Annotated in this window: 14 protein-coding genes; 9 read left to right on the top strand and 5 right to left on the bottom strand. The window is 65.4% G+C overall.

Translation table 11 applies throughout. The features are described 5' to 3' along the window. Positions 1-113: 113 nt before the first annotated feature. Positions 114-1,535 (top strand): UdgX family uracil-DNA binding protein, encoded by a 1,422-nt coding sequence (locus IC762_RS11830; RefSeq protein ID WP_195788977.1) that lies wholly within the window; start codon positions 114-116, stop codon positions 1,533-1,535. Between the two features lie 512 nt (positions 1,536-2,047). Beyond that, positions 2,048-3,670: an inorganic phosphate transporter gene (locus tag IC762_RS11825; protein ID WP_195788976.1), complete on the top strand. Its 1,623-nt coding sequence runs from the start codon at positions 2,048-2,050 to the stop codon at positions 3,668-3,670. A gap of 102 nt (positions 3,671-3,772) precedes the next feature. Here the strand turns inward: IC762_RS11825 and IC762_RS11820 are convergent, their stop codons facing one another. Next, the gene (locus IC762_RS11820) at positions 3,773-4,945 is read right to left on the bottom strand and encodes a M20 aminoacylase family protein (RefSeq protein WP_195788975.1); all 1,173 of its coding nucleotides are present in this window, start codon (positions 4,943-4,945) and stop codon (positions 3,773-3,775) included. Between the two features lie 198 nt (positions 4,946-5,143). Between IC762_RS11820 and IC762_RS11815 the strand changes: the two genes are divergently transcribed. The 3 genes from IC762_RS11815 (at position 5,144) to IC762_RS11805 (ending at position 8,474) form a co-directional block, all read left to right on the top strand. Further along, on the top strand, positions 5,144-6,763 hold the full coding sequence (locus tag IC762_RS11815; protein ID WP_195788974.1) for a GMC family oxidoreductase: 1,620 nt from the start codon (positions 5,144-5,146) through the stop codon (positions 6,761-6,763). Between the two features lie 7 nt (positions 6,764-6,770). After that, on the top strand, positions 6,771-7,667 hold the full coding sequence (locus IC762_RS11810; protein ID WP_195788973.1) for an alpha/beta fold hydrolase: 897 nt from the start codon (positions 6,771-6,773) through the stop codon (positions 7,665-7,667). A gap of 99 nt (positions 7,668-7,766) precedes the next feature. Continuing rightward, on the top strand, positions 7,767-8,474 hold the full coding sequence (locus tag IC762_RS11805) for a helix-turn-helix domain-containing protein (protein WP_210338434.1): 708 nt from the start codon (positions 7,767-7,769) through the stop codon (positions 8,472-8,474). A gap of 21 nt (positions 8,475-8,495) precedes the next feature. Here IC762_RS11805 and IC762_RS11800 read toward each other — a convergent pair whose 3' ends face one another. The 4 genes from IC762_RS11800 to IC762_RS11785 form a co-directional block, all read right to left on the bottom strand. Next, entirely contained in the window at positions 8,496-10,031 is a 1,536-nt protein-coding gene (locus IC762_RS11800; RefSeq protein ID WP_433995887.1) for an aldehyde dehydrogenase, read from the bottom strand. Positions 10,032-10,063: 32 nt separating this feature from the next. Further along, positions 10,064-11,269 (bottom strand): ABC transporter substrate-binding protein, encoded by a 1,206-nt coding sequence (locus IC762_RS11795; protein ID WP_195788972.1) that lies wholly within the window; start codon positions 11,267-11,269, stop codon positions 10,064-10,066. A 23-nt stretch (positions 11,270-11,292) separates the two neighbouring features. Beyond that, the gene (locus IC762_RS11790; RefSeq protein ID WP_195788971.1) at positions 11,293-13,233 is read right to left on the bottom strand and encodes an autotransporter domain-containing SGNH/GDSL hydrolase family protein; all 1,941 of its coding nucleotides are present in this window, start codon (positions 13,231-13,233) and stop codon (positions 11,293-11,295) included. Positions 13,234-13,506: 273 nt separating this feature from the next. Next, entirely contained in the window at positions 13,507-13,722 is a 216-nt protein-coding gene (locus IC762_RS11785) for a hypothetical protein (RefSeq protein ID WP_195788970.1), read from the bottom strand. 277 nt (positions 13,723-13,999) lie between these two features. Between IC762_RS11785 and IC762_RS11780 the strand changes: the two genes are divergently transcribed. The 4 genes from IC762_RS11780 (at position 14,000) to IC762_RS11765 (ending at position 16,732) form a co-directional block, all read left to right on the top strand. Then, a complete protein-coding gene (locus IC762_RS11780; protein ID WP_195788969.1) occupies positions 14,000-14,950 on the top strand; it encodes a metallophosphoesterase family protein in 951 nt (316 codons plus the stop codon). 12 nt (positions 14,951-14,962) lie between these two features. Further along, positions 14,963-15,289 (top strand): cupredoxin domain-containing protein, encoded by a 327-nt coding sequence (locus IC762_RS11775; RefSeq protein ID WP_195788968.1) that lies wholly within the window; start codon positions 14,963-14,965, stop codon positions 15,287-15,289. Between the two features lie 112 nt (positions 15,290-15,401). Further along, positions 15,402-15,959, top strand: a complete 558-nt coding sequence (locus tag IC762_RS11770) for a sigma-70 family RNA polymerase sigma factor (RefSeq protein WP_195788967.1) — start codon at positions 15,402-15,404, stop codon at positions 15,957-15,959. Beyond that, complete coding sequence (locus tag IC762_RS11765) at positions 15,956-16,732, top strand: anti-sigma factor family protein (protein WP_195788966.1); 777 nt, start codon at positions 15,956-15,958, stop codon at positions 16,730-16,732. Before IC762_RS11770 ends, IC762_RS11765 begins: the two co-directional genes overlap by 4 nt. The last annotated feature ends 82 nt before the right edge of the window (positions 16,733-16,814 follow it).

Genomic DNA, 16,814 nt, shown 5'->3' with positions numbered 1-16,814 from the left:
AGAGAACCAGGGACTGGCTCATTTGTTCATGATATGTTCTAATATAAAGCTAACAGGGCCCGTGGAGTCAACCGGATTGGTGGGTCCTTCGATTCATGAGCGGAATCAATCCCATGCACATCATGCTCGACAACGACACCGATTTCGAAGGCTGGCGCAAGGCCGCGCGGCGACTGGCGCTGAACGACATGACGCCATCTGACGTCACCTGGGCCGTGCGCGGTGACGACGAATTATTTGCAGCATCCGGCATCGACGATCTGCCCGATGCACCGCATGCGACGTTCAACGTCCCCGCCAGCTTCGTCGAGCTGGCAAGGGCCGCGATCCTGCATCGCAAGGACGAACGCTTCGCCTTGCTCTATCGCCTGGTGTGGCGACTGCGCAGCCATCACGACCTGCTCCATGCCACGACCGATCCTGACGTCGCCGAGGTCCACGCGATGGCGCGCGCGGTCTATCGCGACATCGATCGGATGCACGCGCAGCTGCGCTTCCGCGAGGTCGGCCGCGAGCACAAGGCGCATTACATTGCCTGGTTCGAGCCCGAGCATCACATCGTCGACGCTGCCGCGCCGTTCTTCGCCAGCCGCTACGCCGACATGCCGTGGTCGATCCTGACCCCCGACATCTCGGCGCATTGGGACGGGCACGCGATCTCGATCGCCTCGGGCGTCGCCAAATCCGACGTGCCGACCGAGGAACGGCTCGAGGAGGCCTGGCGGCGGCATTACAGCGGCATCTTCAATCCCGCGCGGCTGAAAGCGATGGAGCCGCCGCAGGCCTATTGGAGGAACCTGCCCGCGGATTCGATCATTAGGCCATTGCTCGAAGACGCGATGCGGATGACGGGTGGCGACTGCGCGCCCGGCACCGCCGAGCCCCACGCGCCGCAACAACAACAGGACACGCCGATGGCCCGCAAGGATCTCAGCGACGGCATCGCCGCCTTGCGCGAGGAGGCCGCCGCCTGCCGCGCCTGCCCGCTATGGAAGGACGCGACCCAAACCGTGTTCGGCGAAGGGCCGCGCGATGCATCGGTCATGCTGGTCGGCGAGCAGCCGGGCGACAAGGAAGATCTGGCCGGGCATCCCTTCGTCGGCCCGGCCGGGCAGATGCTCGACCGTGCGCTGGAGGAAGCCGGCATCGATCGGGCCAAGGTCTACGTCACCAATGCGGTGAAGCATTTCAAGTTTGTGCCGCGCGGAAAAATCCGGCTGCACCAGAAGCCGAGCACGCCGGAAATCCGTGCCTGCCGGCAATGGTATGAGCGGGAACTCGCGGCCATCAAGCCGGACCTCGTGGTGGCGCTCGGCGCAACCGCAGCGCAAAGCGTGCTCGGCAAGATCACGCCTGTCAACAAGAGCCGCGGCCGCCTGCTCGACCATGACGGAACCAAGGTCTTGGTCACCGTGCATCCCTCCTATCTGCTGCGGCTTCCGGATGAGGAGGCCAAGGCGCTGGAATATCAGCGCTTTGTCGAAGACCTGAAAATTGCGGGCAGCTTGCTGCGGGGGGCGGCCCGCGCCGCCTGATCGTTCCTGCAACGTGCAGGAACTCGGCGGGAACCACACTTTGGTGTGAGATTGTTGAAAAGCCTCACAAATGCCTACAACCTTTAATTGATCCATGATACGGTCGCATACGATTGGGCGTCATGTTCACGCCATGACGTTCCCTGAGGTCGGCGCGCTGCGTGGTTCGACTAGCCCCAATCACGCAGCGCGCGACCTCGACTTATCCGGCCTCGGCTTATCCGACTTCGACTTACCTGGCCGGCCGGTCTCCGTTAATAATTTCCCGCCCGACGAAATGTGAGCGACAGGCGCCGTCCTGACCGCCGCCCTCGGCCGGCGAAATCCACCAGCGCCCATTGGCAAGCGTTGCCACGAGATCGCGAAGGGGCGTGGCCCATCAATGCATTGCACAAAGATTTCGCGGAATTTCCACCGCCGGGGCGGTTCTGTGCATTTCGCAGGCCGGATTTCAATTGCCTGTCATATGGATGGATCAAAGTCGCAGCCATTGGGGACAGGAGAATTAACCAATGAGCGATATGGCGTTACCCGGCTCGATCGAGCCGGCCCTCAAAAAGGGCCCGGATCTCGACAAGGGCTTTCACCCTCTGACCGGTGTCATTTACCTGGGCGTCGTCGCGGCAGCTCTGCTGTTCGTCGCCTACAGCATCTATTCGGATGTCGACGCCACGGGTACGCGGGTCAGCTCGTTCCTGCCCTACATGCTGTTGTTCGTCGCGCTGTTGATCGCGCTCGGCTTCGAGTTCGTCAACGGCTTCCACGACACCGCCAACGCGGTCGCCACCGTGATCTATACCCGCTCGATGCCGGCGCACATCGCCGTGGTGTGGTCGGGCATGTTCAACCTGTTCGGCGTGCTGCTCTCGAGCGGTGCGGTCGCGTTCGGCATCGTGTCGCTGCTGCCGGTCGAGCTGATCCTGCAGGTCGGCTCCAGCGCCGGTTTCGCGATGGTGTTCGCACTGCTGATCGCGGCCATCATCTGGAACCTCGGCACCTGGATGCTCGGCCTGCCGGCCTCCAGCTCGCACACCTTGATCGGCTCGATCATGGGTGTCGGCATCACCAACGCGCTGCTGCGCGGCCGTGACGGCACTTCGGGTGTGGACTGGTCGCAGGCGGCCGGCATCGCCAAGGCGCTGCTGCTCTCGCCGCTGTTCGGCTTCGTGCTCGCGGCCGGCCTGCTCTTCATCCTCAAGGCCGTGCTGGCCCGTGTGACTCCGGCCCTGTTCGGCGAGCCGGTCGGCGACCAGCCGCCGCCGTGGTGGATCCGCGGCATCCTGATCCTGACCTGCACGCTGGTCAGCTTCTTCCACGGCTCCAACGACGGTCAGAAGGGCATGGGCTTGATCATGCTGATCCTGATCGGCACCGTGCCGACGGCCTACGCGCTGAACCGCTCGATGCCCGACAGCCAGCTCGCCAAGTTCGCGACCACCTCGCAGGCCGCCAGCAAGGTCATCGAAGGCAAGGCCGCCGGTTACAACGTGATCGGCAATCCGCGCCCGGCCGTGACCAACTACGTCTCGCAGCATCAGATCAACGAGGGCACGTTCCCGTCGCTGGCGGTGCTGGTGCGCGACATCAGCAACCAGGTCAACCAGTACGGCTCGCTGGCCAAGGTCCCGCCGGACACGGTCGGCAACACCCGTAACGACATGTACCTCGTCTCCGAAGCGATCCGCTTCCTGATGAAGGACAAGGAAGCCGAGCTCTCGGCTGCCGACGTCGCCACCCTGAACGACTACAAGGGCGGGCTCGATACCGCGACCAAGTTCATCCCGACCTGGGTGAAATTCGCCGTCGCCATCGCGCTCGGCCTCGGCACCATGGTCGGCTGGAAGCGCATCGTCGTCACCGTCGGCGAGAAGATCGGCAAGACCCACCTGACCTACGCCCAGGGCGCCTGCGCCGAGATCACCGCAGCCGCCACGATCGCGGCGGCCGACGGCTACGGCCTGCCGGTCTCGACCACCCACGTGCTGTCGTCCGGCATCGCCGGCACGATGGCCGCCAACGGCTCCGGCCTGCAATGGTCGACGATCCGCAACATCGCGATGGCCTGGGTGCTGACCCTGCCGGCCGCGATGATCCTCTCGGGCGTGCTGTACTACATCTTCTACCACGTGTTCTGACGCCGACAGGCTCCGTCAAAACGAAAGGGCCCGCACTTCAGGTGCGGGCCCTTTTGCATTCCGGATGACGCGTTGTTGCCGCGAGGACGAACGGCGCCAGCCTCACGCCGCCAGCGCGGTCTCCACGATCTTCACGAAATAGGACGTGCCGTAGACGATCGCCTCGTCGTTGAAATTGTAGGCGGGGTGATGCAGCCCGGCGCTGTCGCCATTGCCGCAGAAGATGAAGGCGCCGGGGCGCGATTCCAGCATGTAGGAGAAGTCCTCGCCGCCCATCAGCGGCGGCATCTCGTGCACATTGGCCTCGCCGGCGACCTCCCTGGCGATGCGGGAGGCGAATTCGGTCTGTGCACCGTGATTGACGGTGACGGGATAGCCGCGCTTGTAGTTGAGATCGATCCTGGCGCCGGTCAGCATCGCCACGCCCTTGACGACCTCGGCGATGCGCTTCTCGACCAGCTGGCGGACCTCCGGGGTCAGCGTGCGCACGGTGCCGCGCAGCTCCGCGGTCTGCGGGATCACGTTGCGGGCGTTGCCGGCGTGGAATTCGCAGATCGAGATCACGGCGGAGTCGAGCGGATCGACGCTGCGCGACACCACCGACTGCAGCGCGGTGATCAGCTGCGCGCCGACCATCACCGAGTCGATGCATTTGTGCGGCCGCGCGGCGTGGCCGCCGAGCCCCTCGATGCTGATATTGACCTCGTCGGTCGAGGCCATGATCGGGCCGGGCCGGATCGCGAACGCGCCGATCGGAATGCCCGGGCCGTTGTGCATGCCGTAGACCTGCTCGATGCCGAAACGGTCCATCAGCCCGTCCTTGATCATCGCGGCAGCGCCGGCGCCGCCCTCTTCGGCCGGCTGGAAGATCACGACCGCGGTGCCGGCGAAGTTGCGCGTCTCGGCCAGATAGCGCGCAGCCCCGAGCAGCATCGCGGTGTGGCCGTCGTGGCCGCAGGCATGCATCTTACCGGGCGTCTTGGACGCGTAGGGCAGATTGGTCTCTTCCTGGATCGGCAGCGCATCCATGTCGGCGCGCAGGCCGATCACCTTGAGATCGCCGTTGCCGCCCGGCGTCTTGCCCTTGATCACGCCGACCACCCCGGTCTTGCCGAGGCCGGTCACGACCTCGTCGCAGCCGAACTCCTTCAGCCTGTCCGCCACGAATGATGCGGTGCGGTGCACGTCATAGAGCAGCTCGGGGTTTTCGTGGATGTTGCGGCGCCAGGCCTGGATATCGGGTTGCAGGTCGGCGACGCGGTTGACGATGGGCATGGGGAGTCTGGCCTCAGGAGTTGGACTGCGATGCCCTGTCTAGCATGCAAGAGCCGGTCCACCCAACAGGGCAGCCACCCGCCCTCGTCATGGCCGGGCTTGTCCCGGCCATCCACGTCTGACTATTAGGACGGACAAAGACGTGGATGCCCGGGACAAGCCCGGGCATGACGACACAAGACTGCCGGGAACGAGGACATGCCGCGAAGGCTCGAGGGTGATTTCGATTATATCGTGGTCGGCGCAGGTACGGCGGGCTGCATCATGGCCAACCGGCTGTCGGCCGATTCGAGCAAGCGCGTGCTGCTACTGGAAGCCGGCGGCAGGGACAACTGGATCTGGTTTCACATCCCGGTCGGCTATCTCTTCGCGATCGGCAATCCGCGCTCGGACTGGATGTTCAAGACCGAGCCCGAGCCCGGCCTCAACGGCCGCGCGCTGAGCTATCCGCGCGGCAAGGTGATCGGCGGCTCGTCCGCGATCAACGCCATGATCTCGATGCGCGGCCAGGCCGCGGATTACGATCACTGGCGGCAGCTCGGCCTTGCGGGCTGGAGCTACAGCGACGTGCTGCCGGCGTTCCGGAAGCTCGAGGATCATTTCCTCGGCGAGAGCGAGCATCATGGCAGCGGCGGCGGCTGGCGCATCGAGGCGCCCAGGCTGTCATGGGACGTGCTCGACGCGGTCGGCGACGCCGCCGAGGAGATGGGCATCAAGCGCATCCCGGATTTCAACACCGGCGACAATGAAGGCACCAGCTATTTCCACGTCAACCAGAAGCGCGGCCGGCGCTGGTCGTCGGCGCGCGGCTTCCTCAAGCCGGTGCTCAATCGCTCCAATCTGCGGCTCGAGACCAACGTGCTGGTCGACCGCCTGGTGATCGAGAGCGGCCGCGCCGCCGGCGTGCTGTTCCGGCAGGGCCACGAGACGATGGAGGCGCGCGCCAAGGGCGAAGTGATCCTCTGCGCCGGCTCGATCGGCACCACGCAGGTGCTGCAGCGCTCCGGCATCGGCCCGTCGGAATGGCTGTCGCCGCTCGGCATCGACATCGTCGCCGACGTGCAAGGCATCGGCCATAATCTGCAGGACCATTTGCAGCAGCGCGCGATCTACAAGGTGTCGGGCGTGCGCACGCTGAACGAGACCTATTACAATCTGTTCCGCCGCGGACTGATGGGGCTCGACTATGCGGTCCGCCGCCGCGGTCCCCTCACCATGGCGCCGTCGCAGCTCGGCATCTTCACGCGCTCGGATGCCACGCGCTCGCGCGCCAACATCCAGTTCCACGTGCAGCCGCTGTCGCTCGACAAGTTCGGCGATCCCCTGCATCGTTTCCCCGCGATCACGGTGAGCGCCTGCAATCTGCAACCGACCTCGCGCGGCACGGTGCGGATCCGCTCCGCGGCAGCGGACGACAAGCCGTCGATCGCGCCGAATTACCTCTCGACCGAGGACGACCGCCAGGTCGCGGCGGACGCGATCCGCACCACGCGCAGACTGATGAAGCAGAAGGCGCTGGAGAAATATCATCCCGAGGAATTCATGCCCGGCCCTGCCGTCGGCGATGACGATGCATCGCTCGCAAAAGCCGCTGGCGACATCGGCACCACGATCTTCCATCCGGTCGGCACCGCGAAGATGGGCACCGCGAACGATCCGATGGCGGTCGTCGACGAGCGCCTCCGCTTCTACGGCCTCAACGGCCTGCGCATCGCCGACGCCTCGGTGATGCCGACCATCACCTCGGGCAACACCAACACCCCGACCGCGATGATCGCCGAGAAGGGCGCGGCGATGATTGTGCAGGATGCGCGGTAGAGGAAGCATGACCTCCCCTCACCGCATCCTCGTCGGCGACGCGCCGATCGCGCTGGCGCGCTGGGGTGAACCTGCCTCGGGAAAGCGGCCGGCGCTGCTGCTGCACGGCACCGGTTTCGTTGCCGAGGTCTGGACCGAGGTGGCGGAGGCGCTGGCGGCCGACTGCACGGTCTATGCGCTCGACCGCCGCGGCCATGGTCTCAGCCACAAGCCGCCGGCCGACCGCTATCATTTCCTGGATTTCGCCGAGGATCTCTGCACGGTGATCGAGCGCCTCGATCTCCGCGATATCTACGGCATCGGCCATAGCGCCGGCGCCACCGATCTGCTGCTGGCGGCAAAGCTGATGCCGGATCGCTTCGCGCGGCTGTTCGTGATGGAGCCGACCGTGATGGATCCGCACACACCGCGCGACGCCGGTTTGAGCGAGGCGTCGGTGGCATCGGTGCAGGGCACGCTGCGCCGCCGGGCCGAATTCGATAGCGCCGATGCCCTGTTCCAGCGCCTGCGCACTGCGCCCGCCTTCGTGCCATGGACTGCACCCGCCCTGTGGGCCTACGTTCATCACGGCTTCGCGCGGCTCGACGACGGCCGCGTGCGGCTGCACTGCACGCCGGAGATCGAGTCGGCGCTGCTGGTGCCGATCTTCCAGGCCATGGAGCAGATCTATACCGGCGACGCACGCGGCAATCCGTTTCCGTGGCTGTCGGAGATCAAATGTCCGGTCTGCATCGCCACCGCCGAGCAGTCATGGCCGGTCTACCACGAGATGGCCGACCGTGCCGCAGCGCTGATCCCGCATGCGAGCCGCCGGACCTTTGCCGGCGTCGGGCATTGTGTCGCGCAGGAGGCACCTGGACTGCTGGTCGAGGTGCTCAGAGCGTTCGCCGCGCAAGCACCGTAGCGTCGCAAAGGGAAAACGCCGACCTCGCCGGCTCCGTGGTGCTGTCTGCATCGCCGATGCTCTTGAGGCCAGCACGGACTTCTGAAATGATGCGCCGAGATGCGCGCCACTCCTCATTCCAGCATGCACGACAGATCGAAGTCCGGCCGGCCAACGAAGGGCGACGCTGCCGCCGCCGAGGTCGGAACCGGCGCCAAGCGCGCGCGCCTGCAGCGGCCGCCGCGGACCGAGCGCGCCGGCGACGATGCGCTGGTTGCCGAAGTCGGCAGCCGGGTCAAGCAGCTGCGCACGCAGGCCGGGCTGACGCTGGAAGAGTTCGCGACCCAGTCCGGCGTCAGCCGCGCCATGCTGTCCAAGGTCGAACGCGGAGAGAAGAGCCCGACGCTTGCGATCATCGTGCGTATCGCCAAGGGCCTCAACGTCTCGATGTCGACCTTGATGGGCGCGGAGCCCGACCCGGCACAAGTGGCCGTGATCCGCAAGGCCAACCGGCTCGCCTTCACCGATCCGGAGACCGGCTTCGAGCGCCACAATCTGTCGCCGACGCACCTCGACAACGATCTCGAATTCCTGCTGCACCGGATTCCGCCCGGCGAATCCTCCGGCGAGCTGCCGCGCTACAAGGTGGCGACCGAGAAATATCTGATCGTGCATGAGGGCCAGCTGACGGTCGAGACCGGCGAGGCGCGCTATGTGCTGGAGACCGGCGATTCCTTCTATTTCGATGTCCGCGAGCCCTATCGGTTCACCAACGACGGCAAGACGCGTTGCGCCTATTACCTGGTGATCCGCCGTCGTCGGCCGTGAGCGTTGCGATCCGCGCTCCCCTCACTGCAGGGTGAAGGGATTCCCGATCGCAGGCGTCGGATTGATGAAGACGCTCTTCGGCTCCAGATATTCGTAGATCGCGTCGTAGCCGTTCTCGCGCCCGATGCCGGACTCGTTGAAGCCGCCGAACGGCGCGAGATAGCTCACCACCCGATAGGCATTGACCCACGCCGTTCCGGCCCTGAGCCGCTTCGGCAGCGCCAGGGCACGCGCAAGATCGGTGGTCCAGAGGCCGGCGGCAAGCCCGAACGGCGTATCGTTCGCCAGCGCGACGGCTTCCTCGTCGCTGTCGAATTTGATCACGCTCAGGATCGGGCCGAACACCTCTTCGCGTGCAATTCGCATGTCGTTGGTGACGTCGGCGAAGATCGTCGGCTCGACAAACCAGCCGTCGCCGCATTCCGGCCCGTCGGCGCGCCGTCCGCCGAGCACGCAGCGCGCGCCCTCCTGCTTCGCCAGCTCGATATAGCGCAGCACTTTTTCGAGCTGTTGCTCGGTCGCGACCGGCCCGACGTCGGTGTCGGGATTGTTGGGATCGCCGAGCCGGGCCTCTCGCATGACTTCGACGAGGCGCGCCAGGAATGCATCGTGAATCGAAGAATGCAGCAGCAGGCGCGAGCCAGCCATGCAAGTCTGCCCGCTCGCGGCGAAGATACCCGAGATGACGCCCTTGATCGCCTCGTCGATCGCCGCATCCGCGAACACGATGTTCGGCGATTTGCCGCCGAGTTCGAGCGAGACGCGCTTGAACTGCCGCGCCGCCGCCTGGTAGATTCTGAGACCGGCAATGTTGCCGCCGGTGAAGGCAATCCGTGTCACCAGCGGGTGCTCGACCAGCGGCTCGCCGGTCTCGGCGCCGAGACCGGTCACGACGTTGATGACGCCTTTGGGAAAGCCGGCCTGTTCGAACAGCTCGACCAACGCGATCAACGAGGTCGAGGCGAATTCCGACGGCTTGATCACCACGGTGTTGCCGGCGGCAAGCGCGGGCGCGATCTTCCACACCGTCAGCAGCAGCGGCGAATTCCACGGCGTGATGGCGCCGACGACGCCGACGGGTTCATATGATACGTAGTGCAGCATGCCCTTCTTGTCGATCGGCGGCATGCGGCCCTCGATCTTGTCGGCAAGCCCGCCATAGTACTGGAACCAGCGCGGCAGATAGCGCATCTGGCCGAGCATCTCGACCTTGAGCTTGCCGTTGTCGCGCACCTCGAGTTCGGCGAGCCGCTCCGCATTGGCCGCGATCAGATCGGCGACCCGTTGCAACAGCAGGCCGCGATCGCTCGGATGCATGCTGGCCCATGATCCGGCGACAAAGGCCCGATGCGCCGCTTGCACGGCGCGCTCGATGTCGTCGGCGTTGCCGCGTGGAATCAGCGCCCAGGCCTTGCCGGTGTAAGGGTTCTTGGTCTCCAGCCACTGACCCGAAGCAGACTCGCACCATTCGCCATCGACATGCATCTTGAATGTCGGCAGCGCCTGCGGCTGCCCGGGCCGCAGCGCCTCCGTTCCCATCGAACCATCGGCCGTCATTCCGTCACCCTGTTCTGCATATTGGCCGCTCCTCACCGCGTAGCGAGATAGGGACAGCCGCTCTTCTCGGCCGGCACGAACAGCCCGTCGCCCGGCAGTGTCGCGACCAGTCTGTACATGTCGGCCGGGCCCTTGGATTCCTTCGGACCCTTGACCTCGAAAATATGCATGTCGGAGACGACGCGGCCGTTGGCCTGGATGTGGGCGTGCTGGATCAGATTGCCCTCGATCGGCATCTGCAGCATTTTGGCCTGCACCTGCGCCGCGTCGTCGCTGCCGACGGCAGCGACCGCCTTGAGGTAGTGGGTGGTCGCGAGATAGGCGAGCACGTGACCCATGGTCGGCACCTTGTCGCCATTGCGGGCCATGAAGCGCTTCGACCAGGCGCGGGTCTCGTCGTTGAGGTCCCAGTAGAACGACGCGGCCAGCCGCAAGCCCTGCGCGGTGTCGAGCCCGAGCGCGGTGACGTTGTTCTCGAACACGAGCATGGTCGCGAGCTTGGCGCTGACGCCGAACTCCCGTGCCTGCTTGATCGCGAGCACGAGATCCGGACCGGCGTCGGCGAGGCCGATCACGTCGGCGCCGGAGCCCTGCGCGGCAAGCAATTGCGAGGCGAGGTCGGTGACGTTGAGCGGATGCAGCACCTGGCCGACGATGGTGCCGCCGGAGGCGGTCACGGTCTCGCCGGCATCGGCCGCGAGATTCTTGCCGAACACATAGTCGGCGACGATGAAGAACCACTTCTTGCCGCCGCCCTCGACGATGCCCTTGGCAATTGTTTTAGAGAGTTCGCTGGTCGAGGGCGCCCATTGCGTGCCGTAGGGCGAGCAGCCGTCGCCAGAGAAATTCGACGCATAGCCGCCGCTGACCAGCGTGGTCTTCTTCAGCGACCGCGCGATCGCCTGCACCGCGAGGCCCACCGAGCTCGCACCGCCCGGAATGATCATGCTGACGCCCTGCTGCTCGATGTACTGGCGGGCAAGTGCTGCGCCGATATCGGGCTTGCTCTGGTGGTCGGCCGAGATCACCTCGATCGGGCGGCCCAGCACCTTGCCGCCAAAATCCTCCACCGCCATCCTTGTGGCGAGCACGGTGCCCGGCCCGCCATTGCCGGAATAGACGCCGGACATGTCGTCGATCACGCCGATCCGGAACGGCGCGTCCTCGGCACGCGCCACTGCGCTCGATGCGATCAACAATGTCGCCAGCAGGCTTCCGCGAAACAGTGACCAGGTCATGCTCTCCTCCCTCAAATGTCCAGTTAGAATGCGACCTTCACGGCGCCCTGCAGCGCGAACTGCGAATTGCTGTTTCCGAACGTGCCGGCCGCCGTCAGCATCGCGCTGACATTGCCCGCGAGTGCCGTGCTGAGGCCGCCTGCGATCTTGCCGTAGGTGCGGTCGGGATTACCGGGCACCAATGTGTAGATCGGCAGTGCCAGCGCCACGGTTTCCGCCGAGAGCAGCGTGCGCCCGCCGCTCAGGAAGTCGTGCTCCGCCGTCAGGTTGAGGTAGGAGCTGACGAGCTGGGTGCCGACCACAAACGGCGCGCGCAGCTGCACGCCGGCGCTGCCGGTCAGGCCCTCCAGCGTCTGCCGCGCCACAAATTGCGTGATGATGGGATCGCCGGTCTCGGTATAGGGATTGACGGTCGTGTAATCGTAGGTGAGTCCGACCAGCGGGCCGACCCTGAGCTGGCCGACGTCGAACAGATAGGCCGACTTGAACCCCGCGGTGAAGCTGTCGCCGCTGGTGCTGCCGCGGATGGTGTCGATCACGCCGGGACGATCGATCTGGTAGACGTGATGGCCGTAGGTCGCGACGATGTCCGTTAGGAGATGTGGATAGGTGAAGGAAGCGAAGCCGCCGACCTGATAGCTGTCGAGATTGAGGTGCCCGGTGCCGCCGGAGAGATCGGCGACCGGGTTGGTATAGTTGAAGGCGATGCCGATACGGGTGTCGGGATTGATCTTGACGTCGGCGCCGACCGTTCCGCCGGCCAGCGTGTAGTCGAAGCCACGCGCGTTGCCGTCGGCGCTGAAGCGATCGCCGATACTGCCGCTGCCGTAGCTTGCCGCCATGTAGACCGAGAGCGGCTGCTCCGGTGCCAGGCGCGCCGGCGGCGCCTTGGTGGCGATGCCCGGCCGATCCATCGACGCATAGGCCTGATAGGCCGCGACGCTGCCTGCGACGCCGGCATCGGCGAAGCGGTAGGCATCCAGCCGCGCGAAGATCGCGTTGGAAAAATTCTGCGCGGTGATTTGGGCGAGATCGCCCTGCGCGGCGAGGCCGTCCTGTGCCGCGAGCAGGTTCGCCTCATAGCGCGCGATCACCGCATAGCCCGCCTCGGTCGGATGCAGGTCGTACATGAAGTGCTGGTTCTGCACGTCCTTTGACGCGGTCAGGCAGTTGCCGTCGAAGATGCAGGCAGTGCCGGTCTTGAAACCGAGGCTCGCCGGATCGGTGTAGGCGCGGGTGTAGATCGCGGCGAGATCGACGATGTGGATGCGCACGCCGGGCGCTGCGAGCGGCGCCAGCGTGGCGGCGAGATTATCGTTGACCAGCCCGAAGAATTGCCGCGCGATCGGCAGATCCGGGATCTGGTTGTAGGGCGGGCCGTTCGGGAAGAAGCCGCCGATGTAGTACCAGTTGTAGGTCGACGACGCGAACATGTTCTCGGCGATGAAATTGTGCCCGCCGGCTTTGATCAGCTGCGCGAAGTTGCCGTACTGCTGCGACAGCGTTGCGGCCGCCAGCGTCTGCGGCGTGTAGGGCACGCCGTTCGCATCGGGCAGCCCGAGATACATCGCGCCCCAATTGTTCGGCATGCCGCCGACCACGATCAAATCGTTGGGCTGAAAGCTGCGGCCGGCGCTGGTGAACTCGACGATCTGCTGCGCGACCGTCGGGCCGCCGTTGAACGCCGGAAATACGCCGTTGCCGACACCGTTGTAGGCGTAGTCGTTCGACTTGATGAAACTGTAGCTCGTGAAGTCGGGCAACCATTGCAGCGTGCCCTTGCCGTTGCCGCAGGCCCCGTAGGGCGCCGATTGCGGAAACGCGATCGGGCAGTTGCGCGACACGTCGAGCAGGCTGTCGCCAAAACCGTAGATCGTCCCAAGCTGCTGCGCCTGCGCGCCGGCGACAGGCATCCCCGCGGCCAGCAGCAAGGCTGCGGCCGGCATCACCGATTTCAACGTCACGGTGAACCTCCCCGTTGTGATTAGCGTCCCTCGACGGCGTCTGTTGCGCCTGTGCAGGAAAGCTAACACAGAAAATCTATTATGAAAGATAAATCTCCTATAGGAGATTTCTTCATCGCAGAATGCTGCATGCGCCACGTGATCACGGTCGGGCGCGCCGCGCCCGCCGCGGCGCCTCGACCGTGCGCCGCTGCGGTCGCGTGACATCAACAAAGAAAACGCCGTCCCCTTGCAGGGACGGCGCACGCGACGCACGCAGTACTGAAACGCTTCTTAGTGCTTGCCGTGGTGCTCGGCGTGATGCCGGCTGGCCTCGGTGTGATGATGCTCGGCGTGGCTGGCGTGGCCATAGGCGGTGTGGGCGTGGTGCGCGGCCTTCTCGTGGTCGCCAGCTTCGTGGTGCTTGGCGGCTTCGCGGTGGTGACGCGCCGCGTGCTCGTGGTGTTCAGCTGCCTTGTGGTGGTGATCAACGCCTGCGTGGTCGCTCATTGTTGCTCTCCCGGTTTGGCAAACGAAGTCCGGAAGGCTTACGCAAAACCGCTGACATTATGCTGACGGCTGCAAGACAGCTTTGTTGCGGCCGTTCATCTATGTTGCGCCCCGGTCCGTGACCGCAGCGCACAATCCCGCCGCTCACGAATTCGTCACCGCGCCATCCCGCCTTGGCGGTGGTGGCGGGAATAAACCCCCACCCCCGCCAGTCACGTCCCCGGAACCCAATCCCTGGGCCCAAGGGGGGCCAAGGGAGCTTCACCGGAGACAGCCCATGAGCGGACACGATCACGACCACCACGACGAGGACAAAGGCATCAGCCGACGCAAGGTGCTGGAATGCATGACCTGGGCCGGCACCGGCGTGGTGTGGACGATCACCGGCGGCGTGCCGCATTCGCTCGGCATCGTCGGCTCGGCCGCAGCCGCGGAAGCCGGCGGCATGACCTTCATGCAGATCAGCGACAGCCATGTCGGCTTCGACAAGCCGGCCAATCCGAACGCCATCGGCACGCTGGAGGAGGCGATCAACAAGGTACGCGCGATGCCGATGAAGCCGTCCTTCATGATCCACACCGGCGACATCACGCATCTGTCGAAGGCCTCCGAATTCGACGATGCCGAGCGCATCATCTCGCAGGCCAAGCTCGACGTGCACTATGTGCCGGGCGAGCATGATTTCATCGACGAGGAGGTCAAGTTCTACAAGGAGCGCTACGGTCGCGGCACCAAGGGCGCCGGCTACTATTCCTTCGATGCCGGCGGCGTGCACTTCATCGGCCTCGTCAACGTCGTCGACCTCAAGGGCGGCGGCCTCGGCAATCTCGGCAACGAGCAGCTGGAATGGCTGGAGAACGACCTCAAGGGCCGCTCCAAGTCGACGCCGATCGTGCTGTTCGCCCACATCCCGCTGTGGACGGTCTATCCGCAATGGGGCTGGGGCACCGAGGACGGCGCCCGCGCGCTGGAATACGTCAAGGGCTTCGGCTCGGTCACCGTGCTCAACGGCCACATCCACCAGGTGATGCAGAAGGTCGAGGGCAACGTCACCTTCCACACCGCGCGTTCCACCGCCTTCCCGCAGCCGGCACCGGGAGCAGCCCCCTCGCCCGGTCCGATGAAGGTCGAGGACGCCAAGCTGCGCAGCATGCTCGGCGTCGCCAGCATCAACTTCAAGCAGAACAGCCAGCCGCTGGCGATCATCGACACGCCGCTGCAGGGTTAAGGGAATCAACCGATGAGCTCGATCAATCGCCGCGACTTCGGCATCGCCGTGGTCGCGACCATGCTGCTGCCCGTCACCGCCGCCCGCGCCGAGGACCCCGTTGCGGTCCATATCGATAACTTCGTGTTCGTGCCGGCCCAGCTCGAGGTGAAGCCGGGCACCACCGTGACCTGGACCAACCGCGACGACATCCCGCACACCGTGGTGTGTGCGGGCAAATTCCGCTCCAAGACGATGGACACCGACGGCAGCTTCTCGTTCACCTTCACGGAAGCCGGCGAATACAAGTATTTCTGCTCGCTGCATCCGCACATGACAGGCAGCATCAAGGTTGGGTAACGTGACCAGCCACACCATCACAACCATGCCCGGCCGGTGGGTGGCTTCCGCCCCCGGCCGGGCGCAAATCGTTTCAGGACAAGCCGTCTCAGGACATGCCGGGCAGGACAAGATGGTTGCGAAAGCGACGCAAGACGATCCGGAAAGGGCGCGGCGCTTCCGCGAGGCGGCGCTGCCCTATCTCGACGATGCCTACACGCTGGCGCGCTATCTCTTGCGCGATGCCGCCGACGCCGAGGACGCGGTGCAGGAATGCTACCTGCGCGCCTACAAGCATTTCGACAGCTATCGCGGGCCGGCGATGAAGCCGTGGCTGTTCGCGATCCTGCGCAATGTCTGCCGCGCCGAATATGCCAGACGCAAGTCCGCGCCGACCGTGGTCGAGGAACTTCCCGAAGGCGCCGATCAGGCACCGATGTGGAATGAAGCCCCGGAGACGCCGGAGAAGACGCTGCTGCGCCGCTTCGACGGCGACACCGTGCGCAAGCTGGTGGCGGCACTCGCCGAGCCGTTCCGCGAGACCTTTGTGCTCAGGGAAATCCAGAATCTTTCATACCGCGAGATCGCCGATGTCGCCGCCGTGCCCGTGGGCACCGTGATGTCCCGCCTCGCGCGCGCCCGCGCCATGCTGCGATCGGCCTGGCTGGCGGAACAGGAGCACGTGAAATGAACTGCGAGGAAGCCGAAGTGCTGATCCACGCGCTGCTCGACGGCGAGCTCGACGCCGGCCATGCGCGCGAGGTGGAAGCCCATGTCGAAGGCTGCGCGCACTGCGCCGCGCTGATGAAGGAATACCAGGAGATCCGCCAGGCCATGGCCGAGAGCGAGGTGCGCTACAAGGCGCCGCTCGAGCTGCGCCGGAAGATCGAGAAGGCGCTGCCGCAGCCGCAAACGCAAGTACAAGGCGCACCCAGCCGGCGCTCGGTGCTGCGCGGCTTCGCGATGGGCTCCGCGGTGTCGGCGATCGCCGCCACCGGGCTGTTCGCGATCGCGCTGCGCAATGACGACGAGCAGCGTATCGAGTCCGAAGTGGTGTCGGCGCATCTGCGCTCGCTGCAGGCCGGCCACCTCACCGACGTGATCTCGACCGACCAGCACACGGTGAAGCCGTGGTTCAACGGCAAGCTCGACGTCTCGCCGCCGGTGATCGACCTCACCGCGCAGGGCTTCACCCTGATCGGCGGCCGGCTCGACTACGTCAACACCCGCGAGATCGGCGCCGTGGTCTACAAGCGGAGGCAACACGTGATCAACCTGTTCGTGGCGCAGACCGCGAACACCGAACGCCGCCCGGCGACGATCACGACGTTGCAAGGCTTCAACATCCGCCGCTGGAGCGACCGCGGCCTGAACTACTGGGCCGTCAGCGACATCGGCGCCGACGAGCTGACGGAGTTCGGCGACAAGTTCGAGACTGCGATGCAGGCGAACAAGGAAGGATGAGTTTTGTAGGGCGGATTAGCCGAAGGCGTAATCGGCCGATCTATCGCAAGTCAGCGGCGGGTTACGTCTTCGCCTAACCCGC

This window comes from Bradyrhizobium genosp. L (genome assembly GCF_015624485.1).
In the GTDB taxonomy this organism is placed as follows: domain Bacteria; phylum Pseudomonadota; class Alphaproteobacteria; order Rhizobiales; family Xanthobacteraceae; genus Bradyrhizobium.
The sequence above is the reverse complement of the archived record's forward strand: the minus strand, read 5'-3'. Positions and strand labels throughout refer to the sequence as shown.

Coding starts and splice junctions, on each gene's coding strand:
- IC762_RS11785 (WP_195788970.1), bottom strand. CDS start 13,722: ATGAGCGACCACGCAGGCGTTGATCACCACCACAAGGCAGCTGAACAC.
- IC762_RS11815 (WP_195788974.1), top strand. CDS start 5,144: ATGCCGCGAAGGCTCGAGGGTGATTTCGATTATATCGTGGTCGGCGCA.
- IC762_RS11820 (WP_195788975.1), bottom strand. CDS start 4,945: ATGCCCATCGTCAACCGCGTCGCCGACCTGCAACCCGATATCCAGGCC.
- IC762_RS11775 (WP_195788968.1), top strand. CDS start 14,963: ATGAGCTCGATCAATCGCCGCGACTTCGGCATCGCCGTGGTCGCGACC.
- IC762_RS11830 (WP_195788977.1), top strand. CDS start 114: ATGCACATCATGCTCGACAACGACACCGATTTCGAAGGCTGGCGCAAG.
- IC762_RS11795 (WP_195788972.1), bottom strand. CDS start 11,269: ATGACCTGGTCACTGTTTCGCGGAAGCCTGCTGGCGACATTGTTGATC.
- IC762_RS11825 (WP_195788976.1), top strand. CDS start 2,048: ATGAGCGATATGGCGTTACCCGGCTCGATCGAGCCGGCCCTCAAAAAG.
- IC762_RS11780 (WP_195788969.1), top strand. CDS start 14,000: ATGAGCGGACACGATCACGACCACCACGACGAGGACAAAGGCATCAGC.
- IC762_RS11810 (WP_195788973.1), top strand. CDS start 6,771: ATGACCTCCCCTCACCGCATCCTCGTCGGCGACGCGCCGATCGCGCTG.
- IC762_RS11770 (WP_195788967.1), top strand. CDS start 15,402: ATGGTTGCGAAAGCGACGCAAGACGATCCGGAAAGGGCGCGGCGCTTC.
- IC762_RS11765 (WP_195788966.1), top strand. CDS start 15,956: ATGAACTGCGAGGAAGCCGAAGTGCTGATCCACGCGCTGCTCGACGGC.
- IC762_RS11800 (WP_433995887.1), bottom strand. CDS start 10,031: ATGACGGCCGATGGTTCGATGGGAACGGAGGCGCTGCGGCCCGGGCAG.
- IC762_RS11805 (WP_210338434.1), top strand. CDS start 7,767: ATGCGCGCCACTCCTCATTCCAGCATGCACGACAGATCGAAGTCCGGC.